Genomic DNA, 23,777 nt, shown 5'->3' with positions numbered 1-23,777 from the left:
CTCACGAAAACAGGCCATGCACGAACCAGCCGGGGACCTGGGGCGTGTGGAACATCCACAGCCTCAGCCCCTGGCGGGTATCGACCCGCCAGTAATCGCGAAGCCCCGAGCGCCAGGCCTCGTCCGGCCGCCACCATTCCGGCGCGATCCGCTCCGGCCCGCTGCTTGAGGCCGTCTCGAGCCGCATCCGCCGCCAGGAAAACCGCGAGGGCGGACGACGCGCGGCGTCGCTGGTCACCGGCTCGGGGGCAAACAGGCGCAAGGGGCGGGGATGGTCCATGCGCCATTCGGCCTCCACCCGTCCATAGGCGGCGGGAATCTCGGTGAAGCCGCGTTCGGGAATGTGGCTTGCGACGGGCTGGAAGCGGACGATATTGTCGAGCCCGATACGGGCGCCGAGCCTTGTGACGAGATCGTCCAGCGCCTCGCCCTCAATCAGGCCGCCTTCGCCGATCTGCTCGGCGGGCAGATTTTCCACCTCGCCCGCCTCAAGACGTATCCGCTCGATGCCGAAGCCGGCGTCGATTTCACCGACAGGGCGCTCGAACAGCCTCAGAATGCGGGGGCCATCGCGCATCGGCCGGGCAAGGCGCAGCGTGACGTTCTGATGGGTCTGATCGACGCGCTCGACGGAAAGCGTGATCGCCCGGGCACCGGCCTCCCGGTTCTTCAGTCGCAGGCAGAGCGTGTCCAGCAGGCGGGCAAGAGCTGCCATCACGTCATCAACAAGGCCGATCGGCTCGGGAAATGTCATCCGCACGCCATAATGCGGCGGTTCGGAAAGCGGCGACACGGCCTCGCCGCGTGTGCCGAGCGCCTGCTCGAGCTTCTCGATCAGGCCCATGTCGAAGCGGCGGGCGAGGGTGGCGCGGGGCAGGGCCGACATATCGGCAATGGTGTTGAGGCCGAGGCGCTTCAGCGCGGTCGCGGTCTTTTCATCTATGCGCAGTGCCGAGACCGAAAGCGGGCCGAGCGTGGCGGATGTCTTGCCTTCAGGCGCAATGCCAGGGGCGAAATGGGCCAGCGCCCAGGCCGCGCCGCGCGTATCGGCGATACCGATCCTTGCGGATAGCCGGCTGCGTAAAAGCCGGGCCTTCATGTTTTCAAGCATCGCCGCCTCGCCATCGAAGAGGTGGGCAGCGCCGGTGATGTCGAGCACCAGCCCGTCCTCGCCATCGAGCCCGGCATGGGGCGTATAGCGCGTCGCCCAGCGGGCGAGCATTACGAGGAAGCGCCGATCGGCGTCGAGATCGGCGGGGCGGGTGATGAGATCCGGCACATAGGCACGGGCGTCGGCAAGCCCCATGCCGCGTTCCAGCCCCTGGCGCCCGGCCTCCCGGTTAAGGCAGTAAAGTCGGTCATGATTGCCTTCCGTCAGGGTGACGGCAAACGGTCCATCAACCGGGCGGGCCCTGAGAAGCCGCTCGCTCGGCAGTCTTTGAAACCATACGGATACGACGCGCCGTTTCATCCCAACGCACTGCCCAACTGTTATTTGTTCCTGTTTTGTTCTTTATAATCGACCACGCCTGCAGAGTCGAGTCGGAAGCCGAAAACAGCGGTTTGCAGAACCAGCGCGTGGTGGCCGCCTGGTTGCCGGCGCCTTCTGGATGAAGCGAAAGGCCAATGCTGCGGCCGCTTTCGGCGGCAAGCTGCAGGCGGCGGCCTGGGGTGAGCTCGATCGGTTTGTCCACCTCCATGACGACGAGGCCAACCGCACCGGAGCGCAGGCCCTCTTCGGCGGCGGCGAGCGTCTCCGTCTGGTCGGCGGTGCGCGCGAGGATGATGTCGCGCGGATCGAAAAACGCCGAAAGCGCCACCGGGTTTATCTCCTCGAAAAACCACGCCGGCTTGATCCACAGCACCGTGCCGCGCGTCATGCCGGCAAGCGCTGCTGCAAAAAACGCCGCGCCGGGGCCGGAGGCATCATGCACCCGGCCGCGTGTAAGTGGAAATATGGTCGAAAACTCATCCTGCATGGCCGCATGATATAGCGGATCGGATGAGAATGAAAAGGGAACAAACGCGTGAGCGCAGCCGTCCCCTCATGCCTGTTCCATCAATGCCACGGCATCCGCGCCTGCCGGGAAGCGCAATTGTCCCGATCTATCATGCACCGCCCGCCAGACTGTTTCTGCGACATCGCTCTCCTTCGTTGTCAGCGGCGGGCTGGCATAGCCGGCGAAAATGGGGGCGGCGAAGTCCATATAGGCTTCGGGAATCAGATCCATGACTGGGATATCGGTATTGGCGGCGAATTGCGTGGTGGGCGCATAGCCGGGCTCCACCAGTTTCGCGCTGATCCCGAAGGCGCCGAGTTCATGGGCGAGCGAGCCGGTAAAACCCTCGATCGCCTGCTTGCTGGCGGTATAGGCGGCGGCGAGCGGCATCGGCGAAAGCGTCACGCTGGAGGTGACGTTGACGATCATGCCGGTTCCGCGCGCCCGCATGCCGGGGATAACCGCCTGCGTCATCGCCATCACGCCGAAGGTGTTGGTCTCGAACACCTTGCGGATATGGGCCATCGGCGTTGCCTCGAAGGCGCCGACAACGCCGATGCCGGCATTGTTGACGAGGACGTCGATCGGGCCGGCCGCCTCGATGGCGGCAGCGATGCTGTCAGCATCGGTGACATCGAGCGTCAGCACGCGGATGCGCTCCGATGCGGGAAAAAGTTCCGGGCGCGGACGGCGCATGGTGGCGATGACGTTCCAGCCCTGGGCGTGGAAGTGGCGGGCGGTCTCAAGCCCGTAACCGGATGAGGCGCCGGTAATCAGAATGGTTTTCATGTCGATCTCCTGTGTTGACGGGATCGATATAACCTGCGTTAATCGGACTATCTTCGATCATTAGTCCTGATTTAATTTGAGATAGTCCATAATGGCGGATCCGCTTTCCGATGTTATCCGGCTTCTTCGGCCCGGCGCGGTGTTTTCGAAAGGCATCAGTGGCGCCGGCCGCTGGGCCGTGCGCTATGCGGCCTTCGGTCAGCCGGGGTTTTGCGCGGTGCTTGAGGGCTGCTGCAGGCTTGCCGTCGACGGCGAAGAGCCGGTGGTGCTGGAAGAAGGGGATTTCGTGCTGCTGTCGGCGACGCCCGCCTTCACCATGTCCGGCATGGAAGCGGCGCATCCGGTCTTCATCGATCCGCACGCCAATCCGTCGCCCGACCTGCCGGTCCGATATGGACGGCAGGACGGGCCGGTCGATCTGCGGCAGTTCGGCGGCTGGTTCAGCTTTGCCTCGCCCGATGCCGGGCTTCTCGTGTCGCTTCTGCCGCGCATGATCCACATTCGCGGCGTTTCGAGGCTAGCGCAGCTCGTCCGCCTCGTGGGGGAGGAGGCGGCACAGGAAAATGCCGGCCGAGACCTCATTCTCGAACGCTATGTCGAAATCCTGCTGATCGAGGCGCTCCGGGCCGTGCCCGCCGAAAGGACACTGCCTGGCCTGCTGCGCGGCCTTGCCGATCCGCGGATTGCGGCAGCACTTCGGGCCATGCATGGCGCGGTGGATCAGGCCTGGACCGTGCCAGACCTTGCCCGTGTCGCCGGCATGTCGCGTTCGGCCTTCTTCGACCGTTTTGCCCGCACGCTCGGCACCCGGCCGATGGAATATCTCGCTGCCTGGCGCATGAGCCTCGCCAAGGATCTGCTCAGGGGCGGCGGCCACTCGCTGGATGAGGTTGCGGAGAAAGTCGGCTACAGCTCCGCAAGCACCTTCAGCACCGCCTTCAGCCGTCATGTCGGCGGCCCGCCCGGTCGTTTTCGGACCTCATCATGACATCACGCTCGCCTCATAAATCGGCTGCTGCTAACATCGGCCCATGTTAGATTTCGACACATGCGAGAAGGCGCGGCAGGCGCGTGATCCAGCGTATGACGGCAGGTTCTTTACTGCGGTCAGGACGACGATGATCTATTGCCGCCCGGTCTGTCCGGTTAAGCAGCCGCTGACGAAGAATGTCAGCTATTACCCGACGGCGGCCGCCTGCGAGCGGGCAGGCTACCGGCCTTGCCTGCGCTGCCGTCCGGAAACCGCGCCGTTTTCGCCGGCCTGGAACGGCACCCGCACCACGGTGGAGCGGGCGCTGAAGCTGATTGCCGAGGGGGCGCTGGACAACGGCTCGGTGGACGAACTTGCCGCACGTCTCGGCGTCGGCGCGCGGCACCTGTCGCGGCTCTTTGCCGTCCATGTCGGCGCCTCGCCGCTGCAGACGGCGCAAACGCTGCGGATCGGCCGGGCGAAGCGGCTTCTCGACGAGACGGCGCTTCCTGTCACCGAAGTGGCGCTACGCTGCGGTTTCGGCAGCATCCGGCGATTCAATGCCGCCTTTTCGAGGCTTTACGGTCGTCCGCCGTCCGCAATCCGCAGGCCGGCGCGATGACGGGGCTGTTCTACACTTATGTTGAAAGCCCGGTGGGCGCCTTGCTGGTCGCTGGCGATGGCAACCGGCTGCACTTCATTTCCTTCCCCACCGGCCACAAGGCCTTCGGGCCGAAGCCGGACTGGCGGCGCTACGACGCGCCGTTTGCGGAAGCGCGGCGTCAGCTAGATGCCTATTTCGCTGGCGCGTTGAAGACATTCGATCTTGCCTATCATCTCTCGGGAAGCGGTTTCCAGAACCGCGTCTGGGAATATCTGGCGACAATCCCCTATGGCGAGACGACGAGTTATGGCGCGATCGCCAGGGCGCTGGGAGACGCCAATGCCAGCCGCGCCGTGGGTACCGCCAATGGCAACAATCCGCTGCCGATCCTGCTGCCCTGCCACCGGGTGATCGGGGCCAATGGCGCACTCACCGGCTTTGGCGGTGGGTTGCCGACCAAGAAATTCCTGCTGAAACTCGAAAACGCGCTCCCGGAGCCCGCCCAGCCGGATCTGTTCGCCAGCCGTTTCTGACTGGCGCTTTCAGTTCTGCGCCTGCAGCCATGCAGTCGGGCTCTTGCCGGTGACGCGGGCAAATTCACGATTGAAATTCGACTTGGTGTTGAAGCCGCTTGAAAGCATGGCGGTGGTGACATTGTCTCCGGCTTTCAACAGGCTGCAGGCGTTGTCGATGCGATAGCGGTTGATATAGCGGGAGACGTTCTCACCGGTGGTGCGGTTCAGCGCGGCCGAAAGCTGCTTTGTCGGCACCTGCAGGCGCCGGGCGAGGCGCGACAGTGTCAGTGCCGGGTCGAGATAGAGTTTTTCGGTCGCGAGCAGCCGGTCCAGGCGCTCCACGATCTGTCTGTCGCCGTCCGTCGGCTCCGTGGGCGTGGCGGTCTCCGGCGGCCCGGCTTCATCCACTTCGCCAAAGGCGTTGGGCGATACGCTCAGAAGGCCGACGGCCAGAAGCGCGCAGGATGTGAAGACGCTGATGATCGCATAGCCCCACTCCGGCCGGCCGGACCAGAAGGCCATCGCGATGAGGCTGTCGCTCGCCGCTGATAGAATGAGGCTGATGGCGATGCCGGTCCAAAGCCATTGCGGCTGGCGGCCCGCTTCAAGCCGTGCCAGCGGCAAGGTATCGCCTCTGATGTGGAGCGCATGAAGAATGAGGAGACCGTAGGCCAGAAAAACGGCCGGGATCACGACATCGATGGTGAGCGGCGCAAACACGATGCAGAACACCGCAAATGCCGGCACCAGAAAATGAAGTCCGTCGCGGGAGGCTTTCGGTGGTCGCAGGAAGGATGTCTGGAAGGTCAGCCAGGCCAGGATCGGGATCATCGTCGCGGTCACCGGCTGGACGGGATGCAGCATGCGCATGCCGTAATATTGCAGGAGCGCCACGATCAGGCTCTGCAGCGCGCAGGCGCTCAGAAACACGGTGATCACGGGCGGCCGTTTCTCGACAGTCATGACCCTGAGGATCATGAAGCCGAGAATCAGCGCGGTCACCAGGGGCACGGGCAGAACCAGCATGGCGTCTCCTTTCATGGTTCGCTTGATAGTCCCAAAACCGGTTATGGGCGACCTGAAACCGGATCGAGGACGCCTCGAAAGCCGAGAATGTGGAGACAGGCGGTGTTCGTCCCAACAAAGGATCACCCCTATGAAACGCATTCTGCTTTCGATACTGCTTTGCGCAGCCATGACACTATCCGCCCGTGCCGCCGAGGATCTGCCCGGCTATGAACGGATGACGGTCTTTCCGGAAAACAGGCCAGGACCTGTTGCAGCGACCCTTTGGTATCCGGCCGGTGTCCGCAGCTATGCCGGGCTTGTCGGCGACAACGCCGTCTTCAAGGGCACGTCCGGCCTGATGGGCGCACGGATTGCCGATGGCAAGTTCCCACTGTTTCTCTTCTCGCATGGCTCGGGCGGCAACATGGACAACAGCGCCTGGCTGATGGCTGCACTTGCCGAACACGGAGCAATGGTGCTCGCAGTCAATCATCCGGGCAGCACATCGGGCGATTCCTCGCCGCGCGCCTCTACTTTCCTGGGCAGGCGCGCCGGCGATCTTTCATCCGCGCTGGACATGCTTTTGAGCGATCCGGTGCTCGGCCCGCATGTCGACCGGTCGGCGATTACTGCCATCGGGTTTTCGCTGGGCGGGGCGACAGCGCTCAATCTCGGTGGTGTGCGTTTCAGTGGCGATGCCTATGCCGATTATTGCCGCTCAAATCCGGACAACCTCGATTGCATTTTCATTTCGAAAGGCAATCTCGCGCTCGACCATTTGCCGGAAGACTTTTCCGCAGATGCGCGCGATGAACGGATCAGCCGCGTTGTCGCCATCGATCCTGGCTTTACCTATGCGGCGACAGCAGACAGCATTGCTGCTTCCAAACAGCCGGTTCTGGTGATCAATCTCGGAGAGAAGAACCTGACGAAGGCCGCGGATGTCTCGGAAAAAGGCAGCAATCTCGTTGCACGCCTGCCGGATGCCGAGCGCGTCGTGATCGCCCCCGCGCATCACTTCACCTTTCTGGCCGAGTGCAAGCCAGCGGGTGCTGCCCTGTTGGCGGAAGAGCAGGATGATCCGGTTTGCGATGATCCGGAAGGTGCCGATCGTGCTGCCGTGCACGCCCGTATCATCGATACGATCGCCGGATTTGCCGGGCTCGGCGGCGTACGGGACTGAGGTCCGGCCGATGCGCGGGCACTTTCTAGCGTCCGCGCGTCGGGATCTTCTTCTCGTAATAGCGGAAGATGCTGACGAGGATGCCGGTGAGGCAGAGATAGAGGAATGCGAGGAAGAGCAGGGGCTCGTAGGTGAGGTAGGTCGACTGGCGGATATCGCCGACGACCGAATAGAGATCGACGACGGTGATGGTGGCGACGAGTGGCGTGGACTTCAGCTGCACCACGGTTTCGCCGGCAAGGGTCGGCAGCGCCCGGTGCAGCGCGCGCGGCAGCCAGATGCGGCGCAGCATGGTGAACCGGCCCATGCCATAGGCCTTCGCCGCTTCCAGCTCGCCATTCGGCACGCCCGCGAAGGCGCCGCGCATCACTTCACCTTCATAGCCGGCATAAGAGAGCGTCAGGGCCAGCAGGCCGTAGGGCCAGGCTTCGCGCAGATAGGGCCAGATGAAGGACTGGCGGATGCCTGGAATGCCGGGAAACAGCGAGCCGAGGCCGTAATAGAGCAGCCAGAGCTGCAAGAGCAGCGGCGTGCCGCGAATGATGGTGCAGAACACCCGCGCCGGCCATGCGAGATACACCGGTCCGCTGGCCTGTGCGAGGCCGAGTGGGATGGCCATCAGCAGGCCGAGCACGGTGGAGGCGATCAGCAGCAGCACCGTCACCCAGAGGCCGGTCACCAGCATGCCGGCATATTCGGGCAGCCAGTCCCAGCGCATCTTCACCGCCATCAGCACCAGCAGCGCGACAGCGACGGCGATGATGACCAGGCGATGCGGGCGCAGAAGCGCGGAAAGCCGGGGCAGGGGCGGCGGGGTTTCGAGTTCGGCGAGATCGTCCAGCCGGCTGTTGTCGCTCATGCCTTCCTCCTGACCGTGCCGCGGCTGACGCGGCGTTCGAGAATGGCGAGCAGCACGTTGGAGACCAGCGTGACGGCGAGGTAGAGGACGCCGGCTGCCGAGAAGAACAGGAAATACTCATGCGTGACGCCGGCGGCCTGCCGGGTCGCAAGCGTCAACTCGGTAAAGCCGACGACGGCCAGAAGCGCAGTATCCTTGGTGGTCACCAGCCAGAGATTGGCGAGACCGGGGATTGCGTGCGGCAGCATCGCCGGCAGCGTGATGCGGCGCATCACCATGGCGGGCGGCATGCCATAGGCGCGGGCCGCCTCGATCTGGCCATGCGGAATGGCGAGGATCGCGCCGCGCAGCACCTCGGTGGAATAGGCGCCTTGCACCAGTCCGATGACGATGATGCCGGCGAGCATGCCGGAGATGTCGACCGAGGAAAAGCCGAGCGCGCCCATCAGGTTGTTGAGCGAGGCGGTGCCGGCATAATAGAGCAGCACGATCAGCACCAGTTCGGGGATGGCGCGCACGACGGTCGTGTAGATTTCAAGGAGGTCCTTGATCACCGGCCCACCATAGAGCTTGCCTGCCGCGCCGAATATGCCGATGACCTGGCCAACCGCGAAGCCGCCGGCGGCGACCTCAAGCGAGGTGACGAGCCCCTTCAGCAGCACTCCGCCCCAGCCGGGCGGCGACAAGGCCAGCAATTCCCAGTTCATGCGTCTTTCCCGTTTTGGCGAGCAGGGTATGACCCTCCAAACAATCTCCTCTCGATGGGGAGATGCCCCGAGAGGGGCAGAGCGGGGCAGCACCAGCTTACAGATTCCGAATCCCGATAAAGGGAGGCGCCCCTCTCGGTCGCTTCCGCGACAACCTTCCCTCAAGGGGGAAGATTGATGGAGGTCGGGGCTTGCTCGCGAAAAAAAGCAGCGCCGTATTTGTCGGCGCTGCTTCTGTCTCGATCAATCGCCGTAGATATCGAAGTCGAAGTACTTCTTCGAGATCTCCTCATAGGTGCCGTTTTCGCGGACGGCGGCGATGGCGGCGTTGAACTTGTCCTTCAGCGCGGTGTCATCCTGACGCAGGCCGATGCCGATGCCGGGGCCGTAGATTTCGACATCTTCCGGAACGGTGCCAACCATTTCGCAGCAGGCCTTGCCGTCATCGCTTTCGAGGAACGGCTGCAGCGTCACGAGGTCGGCGATCTCGGCGTCGATGCGACCGGCATAGAGATCCTGGTTGACCTCATCCTGCGTCTGGTAGGTCTTCAGCTCGGCATCGGGGAAGTGCTTTTCGGCATAATCCTGATTGGTGGTCGAGACCTGGACGCCGAGAACCTTGCCGGAGAGCGATTCGTTGGTCGGCGTGATGCCCGAACCGGCTTCGGTCACGATCGCGCCGGGGGTGCTGTAGTACTTGTTGGAGAAGGCGATTTCCTTCTCGCGCTCCGGCGTGATCGACATCGACGACATGATCGCATCGATCTTGCCCGCCGTCAGTGCCGGGATGATGCCGTCCCAGGCGATCGGGGTGACGACGCAGTCGAGTTCGGCTTCGGCGCAGATGGCGTTCATGAAGTCGATTTCCCATCCGCTCCAGTTGCCGGAAGCGTCTGGGACGGTGAAGGGCGGGTAGGGCTCGGCGGCGACGCCGACCTTGACGGTTTCGGCGGCAGCACTGCCGGCGGCCATCAGCGATGCAAGCGCGGCTGCGCCGATCATTGCGGATTTGAATGTCTTCATGACGTTATCCCTCTGTTGGGCTGGATGGCGGGCTGGCCCGCCGGATTACTGAACCGTGCTGATGAACTTCTTCAGGCGTTCCGATTGCGGGTTGTCGAAAACGGTTTGCGGCTCCCCCTGCTCCTCGACGCGGCCATCGTGCAGGAACACGATCTCGCTTGCCACTTCGCGGGCGAAATTCATCTCGTGGGTGACGAGCAGCATGGTGCGGCCTTCTTCGGCGAGATCGCGGATCACGGTCAGCACCTCGCCGACGAGTTCCGGATCGAGCGCCGAGGTCGGCTCGTCGAACAGCATGGCCTCCGGCTTCATCGCCAGCGCCCGGGCAATGGCTGCGCGTTGCTGCTGACCGCCGGAGAGAAAGGCCGGATAGGCCTCGCGCTTTTCATAAAGCCCGACCCGCTTCAGCAGCGTCTCTGCCTCGGCGATTGCCTCGTCGCGTTTGACGCCGAGAACATGCACCGGCACTTCAATGACATTCTGCATCAGCGTCATGTGCTGCCAGAGATTGAAGCTCTGGAACACCATGGCAAGACGGGTGCGGATGCGCTGGATCTGCTTGCGGTCGGCCGGCATCAGCCCGCCGTGTCCATCGGACTTCAGGGCGATCTCCTCGCCATGAACGCGCACACGGCCGCGGGTCGGCCATTCCAGCATGTTGATGCAACGCAAAAGCGTGGACTTGCCGGAGCCGGAGCCGCCGATGATCGCGATCACCTCGCCCTGGCGGGCGGACAGCGACACACCCTTCAGCACCTCGAAATCGCCAAAAGATTTATGGAGTTCGTCGACGGTGACAGCTTCCAGGGCGTCACCCGCAATGTTTTCAGCCTTCATCAAAAACGCTTGCCGTTCCCGGTGGGCCAGACGGGTCTTATGCACTTCTTGCGGTGCAACCGTTCCGGCAGTCAAAAATCATTCTGTTGCCACATTAGTACACTTGCGAGCTTATTATGCAAGTGTATAACTACGGCAGGTTTTTTTGCAGATTGGAGAGATACGACATGAGTTTCGGGGCCCAGACGATGGCGGAGCCGATCCGGCGGGTGATGATGCGCAGGCCGGGCAAAAGCCTTGCCGATGCCGACCCAGCCGTCTGGCACTATGGCAAGACCTTCGATGCCGCGCGTGCAGCCGCACAATACGATGTCTTCGCCGGGCTGGTGGCGAAATCGGGCGCCGAGATTCTCTGGTACGCAGATGAAGGCGATGGCCTGGCGGATGCGATGTTTACCCACGATCCGTCGCTGGTGAGCGACCATGGCGCGATCCTGCTCAACATGGGCAAGCCGCTCCGCCGCGATGAAGTCGCCGGCCATGAGGCCGTCTATGCCGCCGCCGGCGTGCCGATTCTCGGCCGGCTTTCCGGCACGGGGACGGTCGAGGGCGGCGACTGCGTCTGGGTGGACGAGAAGACGCTCGCCATCGGTCGCGGTGTCAGGAGCAATGCGGAAGGTATCGCCCAGGTCCGCGCACTGCTCGCGCCGCATGGCATTAACGTCCTGTCCTTCGACCTGCCGCTGTGGCAGGGCGAGGAAGCCTGCCTGCATCTGATGAGCGTGATCTCGCCGCTTGCCGACAAGCTGGCGCTGGTTTACGCGCCGCTCCTGCCGGCGCCGTTCTATCAATTGCTGAAGGCGCGCGGTTACACGCTGGTCGAAGCTCCTGACGATGAGTTCATGGCCTCCAACGGTCTAAACCTCAACGTCCTGCCGACAAAGCCCTTCGACGTCATCGCCGTTGCCGGCTTCGACAAGACCAGAGCGGCGATGGAAGAGGCCGGCTGCACGGTTTCAACCTTCGAGGCTGATGCGCTCTGCATTGCCTGCGAGGGCGGGCCGACCTGCCTCACCCGGCCGATTTTGCGAGGTTGAGATGAGCCGCAAGCCCTTCCGTCGCGCAGGTGATGCCGAACGGCGCGCCGACCTGATCGAGGCAATGCTCGATTGCATCGCCGAGGGCGGGCTCCAGCATGCGACGGTGAGGGAGGTGGCGGAGCGGGCCGGCGTCAGCGGCGGCCTCATCCGCCACTATTTCGAAACCAAGGAGCAGCTTCTCCATGCCGCCTATCAGCAGACGATGGGCGAGATGCTGGCGATTGGCGAGGCTGTCGGCGACGGCACGGAGATCACCGCCCAACGGCGGCTTCGCGATTTCGTCGTCGCCTGCCTGACGCCGCCGATGATCGATGCCCGGCGGCTTTCGCTGTGGGCGGCCTTTGTCGCCATGGCGCGAATCGATCCCGCCATGGGCGCGATCCACCGCGAGAATTACCTCGCCTACCGGGCGCTGATCGAGCGCCTGCTCGCCGAGGCCTATGCCGAAACGGGCGAGCGACAGACGGCGGCCGAACTGACCCGGCGCGCGATTGAAATCAACGCCGTTCTCGACGGGCTCTGGCTTGAGGGCTCGCTCGCCGGCGACCTTTTTGAAAACGATGAATTGCTGAAGGCGGGCCTGCATGCGGTGGAAACGCTTGCCGGCGTTCGCCTTGCGGAGGTTTGACATGCATTATGCGACGATATCCGAGCGGCTCAGCGGTCTCGGCTCCGACAAGTGGGCCGTACACCTGAAGGCGCGTGCGATGAAGCGAGCCGGAACGTCGGTTCTCGAACTGACCATCGGCGAGCCCGATGTCGCACCCGATCCGGTGCTCGCGGCCGAAGTGACGACGGCGCTTGCCGCCGGCCGCGTCGGCTATTCGAACGGGCGCGGCGAAGCGCCGCTTCTCGACGCGCTGGCAAGGCGCTATAGCGCCCGCACCGGCCGCACGATCGGCCACGAGAACATCGTCTGCTTTCCCGGTACCCAGACGGCGCTGTTCGCGGTGATGTTGACGCTGGTCGAGGCCGGCGACGCGGTGCTCGTCGGCGATCCGCTCTATGCTACCTATGAAGGGGTGATCCGCTCGACCGGCGCCCGGATGCAGCCTGTGCCGCTCTCGGCGGAGGATGGCTTCCACATGCGCGCCGACGCGTTGGAACGGGCGATCACGCCGGATTGCAGGGTGCTGCTTCTCAATACCCCGCACAACCCGACCGGTGCCGTGCTGAGTGCCGATGACATTGCCGCAATCGGTGCGGTCTGCCGCCGGCATGGCCTCTGGATCATTGCCGACGAAGTCTACGAAGAGCTGATCTTCGGCGCCGCATTCGCCTCGCCGCTCGATGATGCCGATCTGGCCGGGCGCACCATCTCCGTTTCCTCCATCTCGAAATCCCATGCCGCCCCCGGTTTCCGCAGCGGATGGGCGGTGGGGCCGGCGGAATTCTGCGAGCGGCTGCTGCCCGTCGCCGAAACCATGCTCTTCGGCAACCAGCCCTTCATCGCCGATGCGACCGCGGCGGCCATCCTCCGCCCGAGCGGTGTTTCGGCAGCCTTGCGGCAATCGCTGCGGCGGCGCGCATGGCTGCTGGTGGAGGCGCTTGCGGCCGCCCCAGGTATCGCCTGCGCCATGCCGGAAGCCGGCATGTTTGCCTTCGCCGATGTCTCGGAGACCGGCCTTTCCGGTGAGGCTTTCGCGCTCGGCCTGCTCGCAGCGGAACAGGTGGCGGTGATGCCCGGTTCCTCCTTCGGCGACCAGGCGGACGGTTTCATCCGCATCAGCCTGACCGTCGACGATGCCGATATTGCCGAGGCGGCGCACCGTATCGCTCGCTATGCCGCGAGCCTTTCGGCGCGGGGGGCGAGAACGGCATGAGCACGGTTACAGTCGGCGAGGCCCTCGTTCATCTGCTCGAAGCCCATGGCGTCGAGATCGTCTTCGGCATTCCCGGCGTCCACACCGCCGAGCTCTACCGGGGGCTTGCAACTTCGAGGCTCCGGCATGTGACGCCGCGCCACGAGCAGGGCGCGGGGTTCATGGCGGATGGATATGCCCGGGTTACCGGCAGGCCGGGCGTCTGCTTCGTCATTACCGGCCCCGGCCTCACCAACACGATCACGGCGATGGCGCAGGCGCGGGCCGATTCGGTTCCGATGCTGGTGATCTCCGGCGTCAATGCGCGCGGAAGCCAGGGCAAGGGCCTCGGTCTGCTGCACGAACTGCCGGATCAGAGCGCGATGATGCGGACGTTTGCCAAGGCATCGGTGACACTTTCGGAAGGCGGCGAACTTGCCGCGGCGCTCTCCCGCTGCCTCCGGCTTTCGACCGAGGGTCGCCCCGGACCGGTGCATCTCGAAATTCCGACCGACGTCATGGTCGAGCGGATCGCGCTTCCGGCGCCGGTCATGGGCAATATGACCCCGGCTCGGGCTGACGAAACACTGTTGAAGCGGGCTGCGGCGCTGATTGCCCAGGCGAAGGCACCGCTCATCCTCGTCGGCGGCGGTGCGGTGCGGGCAGGCGAGGCTCTGGCTGCGTTTGCCGATCGTATCGACGCGCCCGTGGTGTTGACGGCGAATGCGCGCGGCCTGATGGCGGAGCACCCGCTGCAGGTTCCGGCCAGCGCCAGCCTTGCGCCGGTGCGCGAGTTGATCGCGGCAAGCGATGTCGTCATCGCCGTCGGCACGGAGCTCGGACAGACCGATTACGACGTCTACGCCGACGGCGGCTTTCCGGCTCTCAGGAGACTCATCCGCATCGACACGGTTCGGATGGCCGCTGGCCTTGAGGCGGAAGTGGCGATCGTCGAGGATTGCACCTCCGCGCTTTCCCGCCTGCTTGCCTGCCTGCCGGAGGAACGTGATACCGGTGGCGCGCGCCGGGCTGCGGCAACGCGCGAGGCGGCCTGGAATGGCCTTTCGGCGAAGATCCGGGCCGAGGTCCTGCTGTTGCATGCGCTACGGGATGCCGTTCCGGATGCCCGTTTCATCGGCGATTCCACCCAGCTCGTCTATGCTGGCAATCTCTACTATGCGGCAGCGGCGCCGGGGCGCTGGTTCAATGCCGCAACGGGCTATGGTGCGCTCGGCTACGGCCTGCCGGCGGCCGTCGGCGCGGCACTTGCCGATCCCGAACACCCGGTCGTTGCGATCGTCGGGGATGGCGGCCTGCAGTTTTCAGTCGCGGAGCTCGGAGCGGCCGTAGACGAGCGGCTGAACATCGTCTTTCTGGTGTGGAACAACCACGGCTACGGCGAGATCGAGAGCTTCATGCGCGACGCGGGCATCGTGCCCGAAGGTGTCAGGCCGGCAGCCCCCGACATGGAAGCCCTGGCACGGGCTTTCGGGCTGGCGTTCTGCCGTGCCCGTTCAGATGAAGAGACGGTCGCGGCGGTTTCAGGCGCGGTCGCAAGCGGCGGCGTTCATCTCGTTGAGGTCGTGATTCCGGGCGACATATAAAAAAACCCGCAGACAGGGCGAACCTGCTTCTGCGGGGAGGAACAGGCCCGCGTGGTGTACGGGCCTGTCTGCCAGATGAGGCGCTTAGAAGTCGCGCTGCAGACGGAAGTAACCGGACCAGTCGGATGCACCGGCGTCGGAAAGATCGTCGTTGTAGTCGGTGTACTGAACGTTCAGCTTGGCCCAGAAGTTGTGAACCAGCTCGTATTCGAAGTACACGCCACCGTTCCACAGGTCCGGATCGTCGCCGAGGCCGATGTCGTTGTCGGTCTTCAGCTGGCTGTACTGAACCTGCGGCGTGATGCGCAGCTTGTCGGTAACGTCGAGCTGGTAACCAGCAGCGACGGCCCATTCGGTGTAGCCGTAGTACGAGGAATTGATATCCCACGTCTGGGCGTAAGCGTTGGCGCCGGTGTTGTAGAGGGCGGCCAGCTCAAGAGCGCCCGGGCCGAGAGCGAAGCTGCTCAGCACGCGGAACGAAGCTTCTTCGTTGTAGGTGTCGTAAGCGGCATCGAGCTTGGCGGAAGCGCCACCAGCGGAGAAGCCGACGCGACCGGCAACGCCGAGCTTGTTCATGTCGGTGTTCTGGTCATCATAGACGTTGACCATGCCCGGCTCGAGCGCATCGAGGGCGAGACCGGCGACGAAGCCGTTGCCTACAAAGGCGTAGCGCATTTCGCTGATCTTGGTGTTGCCCGACAGCTGGTCAACTTCGCCAACGAGATCTTCATCCCAGTAGGTGTCGAAGTAACCGGCCTGGAAGCCACCGAGACCGAGGTAAACGTTGTCGAGAACGACTTCGTTGGTGCCGTCGCTGTAAGCGTTGGCGTTGATTTCGATGTCAGCCGTCAGGACGCCGAGTTCGGTGTCCGACTTTGCGGTGACGCCGAGGTGGCCACGGCTCAGAACGCCCCAGTTGCTGTCGTCAGCGTCAACCTGGAAACGGACATAACCGCCAATGTTGAGGCAGGTTTCAGTGCCCGGAATGTAGAAGTAGCCGGCGCCGAAGACGTCGCAGACTTCAACATAGTTTGCCGGGGTCGGCTCGATGACGACGACCGGATCGGCGGCCTGTGCGCCAGAGGCGGCTACGAAGGCCGCTGCAGAGCCCAGGAAAAGGCTTTTCAAGGTCATAATTTACTCCTCAAGTGATTTTAGAGCGGGAAGGGAAGTCCCGGCCCCGAGGTCAGAAGACCGGGCGAACACCCCGGCTCCTTGCGTCATTAATCGCGGCAGACGGCCGCTCTCACAATGAACCTCAGGTGGAAATTCTATTCAATCGAGTGATTAAACAGGGGTGGTGCAGTTCGGCCACACATTCGCTGCCTGCGGAATCCCAAAAAAGCGAGCGAGAGCAAGCACTCAACACGCTCTGGTGATGGCAGATCACCACGCTTCGGGCTCAAAAGTCCTTAAAAATCAATCGAATGATTAACAGAGGGGAATTACGGCAGCGGCGATCGAATCTCTTGTCTCTCAATTTTGACGATTCATCCGCGAGTGGAATAATCGGAAACTTTTTGCGGTGCCATATTTCGGCCCAAAAGTGACATGTAACGACTTTTTCCAGACGATGTCAGCCGCAGTGCTGCATTGCAGATGCAACCGGTTAATGAGATGATCGGCATATAAAAGCGTTATTTTACAATAGCATCAGGAAAAATCGGATTGGCGGGTTTTGCAACTCGGCTACTCCGCCGATGTCGTGGGGATCCTTGTCCAGACGGGATGTGGTTGTAGGCAAGCTGTTGCCAAACAAAAAGCGTGGCCGAAAAATTCGACCACGCTCTATGCAACCATAAGTATATTTTTCGGTATCCTCGCTCCGGATCAGGTCTCCGGATCGCCGCGCCGCATCATCTCCGGGATCGGCATGGAGAGAATATTGTAGCCGTTGTCGACGAAGTGGATCTCGCCGGTGACGCCCGCAGCGAGGTCGGATAGCAGGTAGAGCGCCGAGCCGCCGACGTCCTCGATCGTGGTCGAACGGCGCAGCGGCGCATTGCGCTGCTGCCAGGCATAGACGAGGCGGGCATCGCCGACGCCGGAGCCTGCAAGCGTGCGCACCGGACCGGCCGAAATGGCGTTGACGCGGATGCCCTGCGGGCCGAAGTCGCCGGCGAGATAGCGCATCGATGCCTCAAGCCCGGCCTTGGCAACGCCCATGACGTTATAGTTCGGAACGACCGCGGTCGATCCGCCATAAGTCAGCGTCAGAAGCGAGCCGCCGTCCGGCATCAAGGCCGCAGCGCGTTTGGCGATCTCGGTAAAGGAGAAGCAGGATATCACCATGGTGCGGACGAAATTTTCCCGCGTCGTGTTGGCGTACTGTCCCTTCAACTCGCTCTTGTCGGAGAAACCGATGGCATGGACGACGAAATCGAGCTTGCCCCAGCGCTCCTTGATGGCGTCGAACACCGAATCGACGCTGGCGATATCCTCGACGTCGCAAGGAACGACGAAATCCGAGCCAAGCTCGGCCGCGAGCGGATGCACCCGCCGGCCAAGCGCATCGCCTTGATAGGTGAAGGCCAGTTCCGCGCCTTCGGCGTGAACGGCCTTGGCGATGCCCCAGGCAATCGAGTGGTTGTTGGCAACGCCCATGATGAGGCCGCGTTTGCCCTGCATAAGTCCGCTCATGTGCGCATTATCCATTGTAGCGCCGGAAAACCAGCGTGGCGTTCGTGCCGCCGAAGCCGAACGAGTTTGAAAGAACAGTGTCGATCTTCGCATTGTCGATGCGGCTGCGAACGACCGGAACACCTTCGAATTCGGGGTCGAGTTCATCGATATGGGCGCTTTCGCCGATGAAACCTTCCTGCATCATCAGAAGCCCGTAGATCGATTCCTGCACGCCGGCTGCGCCCAGCGAATGGCCGGTCAGCGACTTGGTCGACTGGATATGCGGAATCTTGTCAGCGAAGACTTCGCGGATCGCGCCGATTTCCCGGCTATCGCCGACGGGAGTCGACGTGCCATGCGTGTTGATGTAGTCGATTTCGTCGTCAACACCGGCAAGTGCCTGGCGCATGCAACGCACCGCGCCTTCGCCCGATGGGGCGACCATGTCGTAACCGTCGGAGGTTGCGCCATAACCGATGATCTCGCCGTAGATCTTGGCGCCGCGGGCCTTGGCGTGTTCCAGCTCTTCGAGAATGACGACACCGGCGCCGCCGGCAATGACGAAGCCGTCGCGGTTGGCGTCATAGGCGCGCGAGGCGCGGTTCGGGGCGCTCTCGTTAAAGTCGGTGGACATTGCGCCCATGGCGTCGAAGAGGTTCGACATCGTCCAGTCGAGATCCTCGTGGCCGCCGGCAAACATCACGTCCTGCTTGCCCCACTGAATGAGCTCGGCGGCGTTGCCGATGCAGTGCGCCGAGGTCGAGCAGGCCGACGAGATCGAATAGTTGACGCCGTGGATCTTGAACCAGGTGGCAAGCGTGGCGGATGCGGTCGAGGACATCGCCTTCGGAACGGCAAACGGGCCGATACGCTTCGGCGAGCCGTTCTTCTCGGTGGTCAGCGCCGCCTCGACAATGGTGCGGGTGGAAGGTCCGCCCGAACCCATGACGATGCCGGTGCGCTCGTTGGTGATGTCGTTTTCCTCGAGCCCGGCATCGGCGATCGCCTGTTTCATGGCCACGTGGTTCCAGGCGCCGCCCTGCGACAGGAAGCGCATGGCACGGCGGTCGACCAGATCGGTCGGATCAAGCGTCGGCTTGCCCCAGACCTGGCACTTGAAGCCGTGGTCGGCAAAGTCCTGTGAGAAGGAAATGCCGGACTTGGCTTCGCGCAGCGAAGCGGTGACCTCGGCGGCATCGTTTCCGATCGAGGATACGATACCCAGTCCCGTAACGACAACACGTCTCATATCAATGACCTCTTCTTGTATTTTGCGCCCGGCCTTCAGGCGGATTTATCCTTGGACAGGCCGACCCGAAGATCGGTTGCCTGATAAATCGTCTCTCCGTCGGCCTTCAGCCAGCCATCGGCCGTGCCCAGAACAAGGCGACCGCGCATCACGCGCTTGAAGTCGATACCATATTCCAGGAGCTTGACGCTCGGGCGTACCATGCCCTTGAATTTCACTTCTCCGGTCGACAGGGCCATGCCGCGGCCTTCTTCTCCCAGCCAGCCGAGGAAGAAACCGGTAAGCTGCCACATGCCATCGAGACCGAGGCAGCCGGGCATGATCGGGTTGCCCTTGAAGTGGCATGGAAAATACCAGTCGTCGGGGCTGACATCATATTCGGCCCGGATGAAGCCCTTGTCGAATGCGCCGCCGGTTTCGGAAATCTCGGTGATCCGGTGAACCATCAGCATCGGCGGCAGCGGCAATTGCGCATTGCCCGGCCCGAAAAGCTCCCCCTCCGCGCATTTGATGATGTCGTCGTAATCGAACTGCGTCTGTCTGTCGCTCATAAAAATTCAATTTCCCTTCGTTCGGCGAGGGCGTATGCGGCTCCCGGCCACAAGATAGGGGTGTAAGGCCGTCGCAGCAATGCCCGGCGTGTTCTTCCCCGAAATCCCTCAAGCCGCTCTTCTTCCGTTCCGCCCGCCCGCATACATGAAGCCCCTGCCCGCGGCCAGAGCGAAACGCGTTTCAGGGGCGTATTTGCAGTTTAATTTCAAATGCTGCAAGCCCTTCTCCTATTGAAAGCGATTCTCAATACGGCTATATCGGGCGTTAATTGTGTTTTATCAGTCGAATATCGGAAAGGTCCGGATAAAGCGGCCATGACAGGCAGGAATCGTCTTGCAGAGGAAAGATTGCGGGAAAGTGGGCTGCGGCCCACGCGGCAGCGTGTTGCGCTTGCCGACCTGCTCTTCGCCAAGGGCGATCGTCACGTGACCGTGGAGGAACTGCATGGCGAGGCGCAGGAAGCCGGCGTTCCGGTTTCGCTGGCGACCGTCTACAACACGCTGCATCAGTTCACCGGCGCCGGCATGATTCGCGTTCTCGCCGTCGAGGGCGCCAAGACTTATTTCGACACCAACACATCCGACCATCATCACTTCTTCGTCGAAGGCGACAACCGCGTCATCGACATGCCTGAGAGCAGCATTTCGCTCGGCGGCCTGCCGACTCCGCCGGACGGCATGGAAATCGCCCATGTCGATGTCATCGTGAGGCTCCGGCCCAAGCGCTGATGTTCTTCAGCGTTCACCGGGGAGCGACCGCATCGCTCCGCCCCGTGGCCCGCGCCATCAGAAGTCCCGCCCATTCCCTGAGCGCCGTCGAGAACATCACGGTATTGATCAGCGGCCGATCGAGGCTGAACGACAGACGCTCGCTGCCCGCCGTACGATAATCCACCGGCCAGGGCAGCACGCTGAGCTGTTGCTTGCGGAACAGGCCGACCGAACGCGGCATGTGATAGGCCGACGTCACCAGCAGGCAGGGGCCGTCAAGGCCATGTTCCCGCATCAGCACCGCTGACAATGCTGCATTTTCCGCAGTGTTGCGGGCTTCCGGCTCATAGAGCAGCCGCTCCGGTGCAATGCCGTGGTCGGCGAAGAACCGGCCGGCCGGCTCCGCCTCGCCATTGATGTTGCCGGTGAGCGAATTGTCGCCGCCGGTCACCAGGATCTTCATGTCGGGATAAAGCCGCGCCAGCCGCAGCGTCTCGATGTAGCGATCGGCGGCGCGGGTGAAGGCGTAGCTGCCACGTCGTGCCGAAAGCCCGGTATTGATGCCGCCGCCCAGCACGATGGCGCAGGCGGGTGTTTCGGGAAATTCGCTACGCGAGAACCGGCTTTCCAGCCCGGCCATCATCACCGTGCCGGCATTGGTGAAGGCCGAAAGGCCGAGCACCAGGATCGCCAGGATCGTGAAGACGGCGGCGGCCCCCGCCTTGGCAAAGGCGAGGCAGAAGAGTGCCAGAAGCATTGACAGGAAGGCGAAGGCCAGCGGCTGCAGCACCAGCCAGAAGAGTTTCGACAGAATGAACATCCGGCCTCCGCATTGCAAAACCCAGGGTAGCGCCGTCCTTGTCAGACAACTGCGGCGCTCCCAAGGCAGGCCTCAGCCCTTCCGGAACACGTAATCCGTTTCCTGCCGCAGCGTTTCGCCGGGCCTCAGGATTGCGTTCGGAAAACCCTTGTGATTGACCGCATCCGGCCAGACCTGGGTTTCCAGGCAGAAGCCGGCGAAGGGGCCATAGGTGAAGCCGTTCAGGCCCTCGGGCGTTTCGTCCAGCTTGAAGGCGGCATAGAACTGCACGCCCGGCTCGGTGGTCAGCACGTCCAGCGTGACCCCGGAGGAAGGCGCATGGACATGGATGACGGGCCGCTTTTCGGTGCGCTCCGGCGAGAAACAGAAGTTGTGGTCGAAAAGCGCCTGCTTGCCATCCGCGTCGCGCTGGCGCATCGGCTTGGCCTTGCGGAAATCGAAAGCCGTGCCGTCCACGGGACGTATCTCGCCGGTGGGGATCTGGCGTTCGTCGACCGGCAGATAATGATCGGCGGCGATCATCAGTTCGTGGTCGAGCGTGTCCGTACCGTTGCCGAGGTTGAAATAGGTGTGGTTGCAGATGTTTGCGATGGTCGGCTGGTCGGTGGTGCTCTCATAGACGACCGAGAACACGCCGCCGGGCTTCAGGTGAAAGTGCGCGCGGATGGTACAGTTGCCGGGAAAGCCGCCGCGGCCGTCCTTGTCGACGATCTTCAGCGTCACCCGGTCATCGGCGACCTCTTCGAATTCCCACATGCTGACGCCGATGCCATCGCTGCCGCCATGGAGATTGGTGATGCCCTTCTCGTTGCAGTCGACCTGATATTCCTTGCCGTCGATCGAAAAACGGCCATTGGCGATGCGGTTTGATGAACGGCCGGGCGTGGCGCCGAAATAGGGAGAATGGGTGAGGTAGTGATCGAAGCTGTCGAAGCCGAGCACCAGGGCGTGATCGTGGCCTTCAAGGCGCAGGTCCTGGACGACGGCGCCCCAGTTCAACACCTTCGCGGTCAGCCCGCCGCCTGAGATCGTCACACGGGAGACGGTCTCGCCGTCTTTCGTTTTACCAAAGGGTTGCGGCGCGTTCATATCGTTCCTCCGTGTATGGAATGCCATTGCGGGCGGATATTGCGCCGGAACCTTGCCGCCTTCAAGTCGCCGGCGCGCCGATTTCTTCCAGATAATAGGGGGTCGTCTGGTAGACCTCGTTGATCCAGTTGCCGAACAAGAGATGCGCGTGCGAGCGCCACCGGTTCTGCGGCGTGCGCGCCGGATCGTCGCCCGGGAAATAGTTGTAGGGCAGGTCGACCGGCACATTGGCGGCGACGTCGCGCCGGTATTCATCGCCAAGCGAGCCGGAATCATATTCGATGTGATTGAACATGTAGAGGCGGTTGGCGAAACTCTCATGCGCGAGACAGGGCCCGACCTCGTCGGAATCCATCAGCAGCTCCAGCCCGTCGACCTGCTCGAGGTCCTCGCGGCGCATCTCCGTCCAGCGCGAAACCGGAATCTGGAAATCATCCGAGAAGCCGTTGAGATAGACCGAGGCCGGTTTCAGGTTGCGGTGGCGATAGATGCCGAAGGCCTTCTTGTCGAGCAGCGTCTTCGGCACGCCATGAAAGTGATAGGCGGCCGCCATCGCCCCCCAGCAGATGTTCATCGTCGAGTGGCAGTGGGTGGTCGTCCAGTCGAGGATTTCCTTCAATTCGTCCCAGTAGGTGACTTCCTCGAAATCGAGCGTCTCCACCGGCGCGCCGGTGATGATGAAGCCGTCGAACTTGCGCTCGGCGATCTCGTCCCAGGTGTTGTAGAAGGACAGCAGGTGCTCGATCGGCGTGTTCTTGGCCTTGTGGCCGCCGACGCGCACCAGCGACAATTCGATCTGCAGCGGCGAGGCACCGAGCAGGCGGGCGAACTGCAGCTCGGTCTTGATCTTGTTCGGCATGAGGTTGAGCAGCCCGAAGTGCAGCGGGCGGATATCTTGCCGCTCCGCCACCGTTTCCGTCTTGACCCGCACGCCTTCCGCAATCAGCGTTTCATAGGCGGGCAGTGTATCTGGAATCTTGATAGGCATGTTCACGTCCATACAAACAGAAAACCGGCCGCGTCCAAATCGCAGGCCGGGGGCTTCCGCTCGCTCGGCCCTTTAGCGACTTGTTTAACGTGGCTGCAAGCCGGCCGGCCAAATCACCACGAGGAGGAAGTCAATAGCGCCGTAGATGGCGTACGTCAATATTGGGCCTAGGATGCCGCCTGCCGCCCGAAGCACTAAATGATCGCGTCAATGTCACCGAAAAGCGGAAAAAGTGGCCAGCTATCAGTGCCTCGTCCGGACTCATAATCAAGCAAAAGAAAGGCGCACTTGAAGGTAGTAGGCTTCGCAATTTCAGCCGTTCGAATCCAACGATCCAACTGGCCTGCTGTGAGCCAAGGCTCGGCTGAGAAAATCAGCAGAACGTCTATTTCTATGCCCCGCCGATCGTATCGTTCAGATTTCCTATCGATAATATTCGAAATTTCAGTTGTTAGGCGTTCGTCGGTCCACTGCATATCTTGGAATAAACTTCCACTGTGAACAAACTCGTTGTGCGCAGCTCGATGCTTGTGCTTCTGGTTGACCAACTGAACGAGCTCCACGCCGATGTTCTTTCCGCCGATATCTACGAAGAAATCAGGTGGTTCACTGGCGTTTGTCTCGATAGAGGCGACCTTAACACCAAGCGTGTAGGTGAGAGAATTACTCCATTCTTCGATGACAGTCCTCTCGACGATCTTTTTGTCGGTTTCAGACTGGTAGTTGAAAATCCCGGCATAGCCGTGGGATTTGTTGATGAGACCGATCCAACGCCTAAACTCTGCCCATTCCTCATCAATTTCCAA

General features: G+C 62.6%; 25 protein-coding genes and 1 riboswitch. Of the genes, 9 read left to right on the top strand and 16 right to left on the bottom strand.

All coding sequences use genetic code 11. The features are described from left to right. Position 1: 1 nt before the first annotated feature. The 3 genes from TM49_RS20715 to TM49_RS20705 all read right to left on the bottom strand — a co-directional run bounded on the left by TM49_RS20715 (position 2) and on the right by TM49_RS20705 (position 2,789). Positions 2-1,471 carry a Y-family DNA polymerase gene (locus TM49_RS20715; protein WP_082074835.1) on the bottom strand — a complete coding sequence of 490 codons (1,470 nt, stop codon included), beginning with the start codon at positions 1,469-1,471 and terminating at the stop codon, positions 2-4. Continuing rightward, positions 1,398-1,979, bottom strand: coding sequence for an ImuA family protein (locus TM49_RS20710; RefSeq protein ID WP_045684020.1), 582 nt, complete (start codon positions 1,977-1,979; stop codon positions 1,398-1,400). Before TM49_RS20710 ends, TM49_RS20715 begins: the two co-directional genes overlap by 74 nt. A 66-nt stretch (positions 1,980-2,045) precedes the next feature. After that, positions 2,046-2,789 (bottom strand): SDR family oxidoreductase, encoded by a 744-nt coding sequence (locus TM49_RS20705; RefSeq protein ID WP_045684018.1) that lies wholly within the window; start codon positions 2,787-2,789, stop codon positions 2,046-2,048. A 91-nt stretch (positions 2,790-2,880) separates the two neighbouring features. Here TM49_RS20705 and TM49_RS20700 point away from each other — a divergent pair, with 91 nt between their 5' ends. The 3 genes from TM49_RS20700 to TM49_RS20690 are packed head-to-tail and all read left to right on the top strand — an operon-like array spanning position 2,881 to position 4,896. Beyond that, positions 2,881-3,777, top strand: a complete 897-nt coding sequence (locus TM49_RS20700; RefSeq protein WP_045684016.1) for an AraC family transcriptional regulator — start codon at positions 2,881-2,883, stop codon at positions 3,775-3,777. A 43-nt stretch (positions 3,778-3,820) separates the two neighbouring features. Further along, positions 3,821-4,381 (top strand): bifunctional transcriptional activator/DNA repair enzyme AdaA, encoded by a 561-nt coding sequence (locus TM49_RS20695; protein WP_045684014.1) that lies wholly within the window; start codon positions 3,821-3,823, stop codon positions 4,379-4,381. Beyond that, a complete protein-coding gene (locus TM49_RS20690) occupies positions 4,378-4,896 on the top strand; it encodes a methylated-DNA--[protein]-cysteine S-methyltransferase (protein ID WP_045684012.1) in 519 nt (172 codons plus the stop codon). Before TM49_RS20695 ends, TM49_RS20690 begins: the two co-directional genes overlap by 4 nt. A 9-nt stretch (positions 4,897-4,905) precedes the next feature. On the opposite strand, the gene TM49_RS20685 is transcribed toward TM49_RS20690, so the two are convergent. Continuing rightward, entirely contained in the window at positions 4,906-5,904 is a 999-nt protein-coding gene (locus TM49_RS20685) for a helix-turn-helix domain-containing protein (RefSeq protein WP_045684010.1), read from the bottom strand. Positions 5,905-6,034: 130 nt separating this feature from the next. On the opposite strand from TM49_RS20685, the gene TM49_RS20680 reads away from it, so the two are divergent. Further along, complete coding sequence (locus tag TM49_RS20680; protein ID WP_045684008.1) at positions 6,035-7,069, top strand: alpha/beta hydrolase family protein; 1,035 nt, start codon at positions 6,035-6,037, stop codon at positions 7,067-7,069. Between the two features lie 25 nt (positions 7,070-7,094). Here the strand turns inward: TM49_RS20680 and TM49_RS20675 are convergent, their stop codons facing one another. The 4 genes from TM49_RS20675 to TM49_RS20660 form a co-directional block, all read right to left on the bottom strand. Next, positions 7,095-7,928, bottom strand: coding sequence for an ABC transporter permease (locus tag TM49_RS20675; RefSeq protein ID WP_045684006.1), 834 nt, complete (start codon positions 7,926-7,928; stop codon positions 7,095-7,097). Further along, entirely contained in the window at positions 7,925-8,635 is a 711-nt protein-coding gene (locus tag TM49_RS20670; protein WP_045684004.1) for an ABC transporter permease, read from the bottom strand. Before TM49_RS20670 ends, TM49_RS20675 begins: the two co-directional genes overlap by 4 nt. Positions 8,636-8,878: 243 nt before the next feature. Then, on the bottom strand, positions 8,879-9,658 hold the full coding sequence (locus tag TM49_RS20665; RefSeq protein WP_045684002.1) for a transporter substrate-binding domain-containing protein: 780 nt from the start codon (positions 9,656-9,658) through the stop codon (positions 8,879-8,881). Between the two features lie 45 nt (positions 9,659-9,703). Next, the gene (locus TM49_RS20660; protein WP_045684000.1) at positions 9,704-10,495 is read right to left on the bottom strand and encodes an ABC transporter ATP-binding protein; all 792 of its coding nucleotides are present in this window, start codon (positions 10,493-10,495) and stop codon (positions 9,704-9,706) included. Positions 10,496-10,662: 167 nt separating this feature from the next. Here TM49_RS20660 and TM49_RS20655 point away from each other — a divergent pair, with 167 nt between their 5' ends. The 4 genes from TM49_RS20655 to TM49_RS20640 are packed head-to-tail and all read left to right on the top strand — an operon-like array spanning position 10,663 to position 14,941. Continuing rightward, a complete protein-coding gene (locus tag TM49_RS20655; protein ID WP_045683998.1) occupies positions 10,663-11,532 on the top strand; it encodes a dimethylarginine dimethylaminohydrolase family protein in 870 nt (289 codons plus the stop codon). Between the two features lies 1 nt (position 11,533). Continuing rightward, entirely contained in the window at positions 11,534-12,163 is a 630-nt protein-coding gene (locus TM49_RS20650; RefSeq protein ID WP_045683996.1) for a TetR/AcrR family transcriptional regulator, read from the top strand. A gap of 1 nt (position 12,164) precedes the next feature. Further along, positions 12,165-13,358, top strand: coding sequence for a pyridoxal phosphate-dependent aminotransferase (locus TM49_RS20645; RefSeq protein WP_045683994.1), 1,194 nt, complete (start codon positions 12,165-12,167; stop codon positions 13,356-13,358). After that, on the top strand, positions 13,355-14,941 hold the full coding sequence (locus TM49_RS20640; protein ID WP_045683992.1) for a 5-guanidino-2-oxopentanoate decarboxylase: 1,587 nt from the start codon (positions 13,355-13,357) through the stop codon (positions 14,939-14,941). The genes TM49_RS20645 and TM49_RS20640 overlap by 4 nt, the downstream gene beginning before the upstream one ends. A gap of 84 nt (positions 14,942-15,025) precedes the next feature. Here TM49_RS20640 and TM49_RS20635 read toward each other — a convergent pair whose 3' ends face one another. From TM49_RS20635 to fabA, 4 genes are all read right to left on the bottom strand, one after another. Next, entirely contained in the window at positions 15,026-16,075 is a 1,050-nt protein-coding gene (locus tag TM49_RS20635) for a porin (RefSeq protein ID WP_045683990.1), read from the bottom strand. Between the two features lie 696 nt (positions 16,076-16,771). Further along, positions 16,772-17,581 carry an enoyl-ACP reductase FabI gene (gene fabI / locus TM49_RS20630; RefSeq protein ID WP_045683988.1) on the bottom strand — a complete coding sequence of 270 codons (810 nt, stop codon included), beginning with the start codon at positions 17,579-17,581 and terminating at the stop codon, positions 16,772-16,774. Between the two features lie 7 nt (positions 17,582-17,588). Then, on the bottom strand, positions 17,589-18,812 hold the full coding sequence (gene fabB / locus TM49_RS20625) for a beta-ketoacyl-ACP synthase I (RefSeq protein ID WP_045683986.1): 1,224 nt from the start codon (positions 18,810-18,812) through the stop codon (positions 17,589-17,591). 35 nt (positions 18,813-18,847) lie between these two features. Next, complete coding sequence (gene fabA, locus TM49_RS20620; protein ID WP_045683984.1) at positions 18,848-19,363, bottom strand: 3-hydroxyacyl-[acyl-carrier-protein] dehydratase FabA; 516 nt, start codon at positions 19,361-19,363, stop codon at positions 18,848-18,850. 315 nt (positions 19,364-19,678) lie between these two features. Here fabA and irrA point away from each other — a divergent pair, with 315 nt between their 5' ends. Continuing rightward, entirely contained in the window at positions 19,679-20,092 is a 414-nt protein-coding gene (gene irrA, locus TM49_RS20615; protein ID WP_045683982.1) for an iron response transcriptional regulator IrrA, read from the top strand. Between the two features lie 13 nt (positions 20,093-20,105). Here irrA and TM49_RS20610 read toward each other — a convergent pair whose 3' ends face one another. The 4 genes from TM49_RS20610 to TM49_RS20595 form a co-directional block, all read right to left on the bottom strand. Continuing rightward, on the bottom strand, positions 20,106-20,894 hold the full coding sequence (locus TM49_RS20610) for a YdcF family protein (RefSeq protein WP_045683980.1): 789 nt from the start codon (positions 20,892-20,894) through the stop codon (positions 20,106-20,108). Between the two features lie 72 nt (positions 20,895-20,966). Beyond that, positions 20,967-21,983 carry an aldose epimerase family protein gene (locus TM49_RS20605; protein ID WP_082074834.1) on the bottom strand — a complete coding sequence of 339 codons (1,017 nt, stop codon included), beginning with the start codon at positions 21,981-21,983 and terminating at the stop codon, positions 20,967-20,969. A 61-nt stretch (positions 21,984-22,044) separates the two neighbouring features. Beyond that, complete coding sequence (locus tag TM49_RS20600; RefSeq protein WP_045685595.1) at positions 22,045-22,971, bottom strand: homoserine O-succinyltransferase; 927 nt, start codon at positions 22,969-22,971, stop codon at positions 22,045-22,047. 52 nt (positions 22,972-23,023) lie between these two features. Continuing rightward, positions 23,024-23,101: riboswitch (SAM riboswitch) on the bottom strand. Positions 23,102-23,165: 64 nt separating this feature from the next. Beyond that, positions 23,166-23,777, bottom strand: coding sequence for a hypothetical protein (locus tag TM49_RS20595; protein ID WP_045683976.1), 612 nt, complete (start codon positions 23,775-23,777; stop codon positions 23,166-23,168).

Origin of the sequence: Martelella endophytica (genome assembly GCF_000960975.1) — a bacterium.
Lineage (GTDB): Bacteria > Pseudomonadota > Alphaproteobacteria > Rhizobiales > Rhizobiaceae > Martelella > Martelella endophytica.
The sequence above is the reverse complement of the archived record's forward strand: the minus strand, read 5'-3'. Positions and strand labels throughout refer to the sequence as shown.

Bases quoted from the DNA above. Each gene is read 5' to 3' on its own strand.
- TM49_RS20605 (WP_082074834.1), bottom strand. From the start codon at position 21,983: ATGAACGCGCCGCAACCCTTTGGTAAAACGAAAGACGGCGAGACCGTC.
- fabI (WP_045683988.1), bottom strand. From the start codon at position 17,581: ATGAGCGGACTTATGCAGGGCAAACGCGGCCTCATCATGGGCGTTGCC.
- TM49_RS20715 (WP_082074835.1), bottom strand. From the start codon at position 1,471: ATGAAACGGCGCGTCGTATCCGTATGGTTTCAAAGACTGCCGAGCGAG.
- TM49_RS20665 (WP_045684002.1), bottom strand. From the start codon at position 9,658: ATGAAGACATTCAAATCCGCAATGATCGGCGCAGCCGCGCTTGCATCG.
- fabB (WP_045683986.1), bottom strand. From the start codon at position 18,812: ATGAGACGTGTTGTCGTTACGGGACTGGGTATCGTATCCTCGATCGGA.
- TM49_RS20640 (WP_045683992.1), top strand. From the start codon at position 13,355: ATGAGCACGGTTACAGTCGGCGAGGCCCTCGTTCATCTGCTCGAAGCC.
- irrA (WP_045683982.1), top strand. From the start codon at position 19,679: ATGACAGGCAGGAATCGTCTTGCAGAGGAAAGATTGCGGGAAAGTGGG.
- TM49_RS20655 (WP_045683998.1), top strand. From the start codon at position 10,663: ATGAGTTTCGGGGCCCAGACGATGGCGGAGCCGATCCGGCGGGTGATG.
- TM49_RS20680 (WP_045684008.1), top strand. From the start codon at position 6,035: ATGAAACGCATTCTGCTTTCGATACTGCTTTGCGCAGCCATGACACTA.
- TM49_RS20660 (WP_045684000.1), bottom strand. From the start codon at position 10,495: ATGAAGGCTGAAAACATTGCGGGTGACGCCCTGGAAGCTGTCACCGTC.
- TM49_RS20700 (WP_045684016.1), top strand. From the start codon at position 2,881: ATGGCGGATCCGCTTTCCGATGTTATCCGGCTTCTTCGGCCCGGCGCG.
- TM49_RS20635 (WP_045683990.1), bottom strand. From the start codon at position 16,075: ATGACCTTGAAAAGCCTTTTCCTGGGCTCTGCAGCGGCCTTCGTAGCC.
- TM49_RS20600 (WP_045685595.1), bottom strand. From the start codon at position 22,971: ATGCCTATCAAGATTCCAGATACACTGCCCGCCTATGAAACGCTGATT.
- TM49_RS20650 (WP_045683996.1), top strand. From the start codon at position 11,534: ATGAGCCGCAAGCCCTTCCGTCGCGCAGGTGATGCCGAACGGCGCGCC.
- TM49_RS20645 (WP_045683994.1), top strand. From the start codon at position 12,165: ATGCATTATGCGACGATATCCGAGCGGCTCAGCGGTCTCGGCTCCGAC.
- TM49_RS20690 (WP_045684012.1), top strand. From the start codon at position 4,378: ATGACGGGGCTGTTCTACACTTATGTTGAAAGCCCGGTGGGCGCCTTG.
- TM49_RS20710 (WP_045684020.1), bottom strand. From the start codon at position 1,979: ATGCAGGATGAGTTTTCGACCATATTTCCACTTACACGCGGCCGGGTG.
- TM49_RS20675 (WP_045684006.1), bottom strand. From the start codon at position 7,928: ATGAGCGACAACAGCCGGCTGGACGATCTCGCCGAACTCGAAACCCCG.
- TM49_RS20695 (WP_045684014.1), top strand. From the start codon at position 3,821: ATGTTAGATTTCGACACATGCGAGAAGGCGCGGCAGGCGCGTGATCCA.
- fabA (WP_045683984.1), bottom strand. From the start codon at position 19,363: ATGAGCGACAGACAGACGCAGTTCGATTACGACGACATCATCAAATGC.
- TM49_RS20685 (WP_045684010.1), bottom strand. From the start codon at position 5,904: ATGCTGGTTCTGCCCGTGCCCCTGGTGACCGCGCTGATTCTCGGCTTC.
- TM49_RS20705 (WP_045684018.1), bottom strand. From the start codon at position 2,789: ATGAAAACCATTCTGATTACCGGCGCCTCATCCGGTTACGGGCTTGAG.
- TM49_RS20610 (WP_045683980.1), bottom strand. From the start codon at position 20,894: ATGTTCATTCTGTCGAAACTCTTCTGGCTGGTGCTGCAGCCGCTGGCC.
- TM49_RS20670 (WP_045684004.1), bottom strand. From the start codon at position 8,635: ATGAACTGGGAATTGCTGGCCTTGTCGCCGCCCGGCTGGGGCGGAGTG.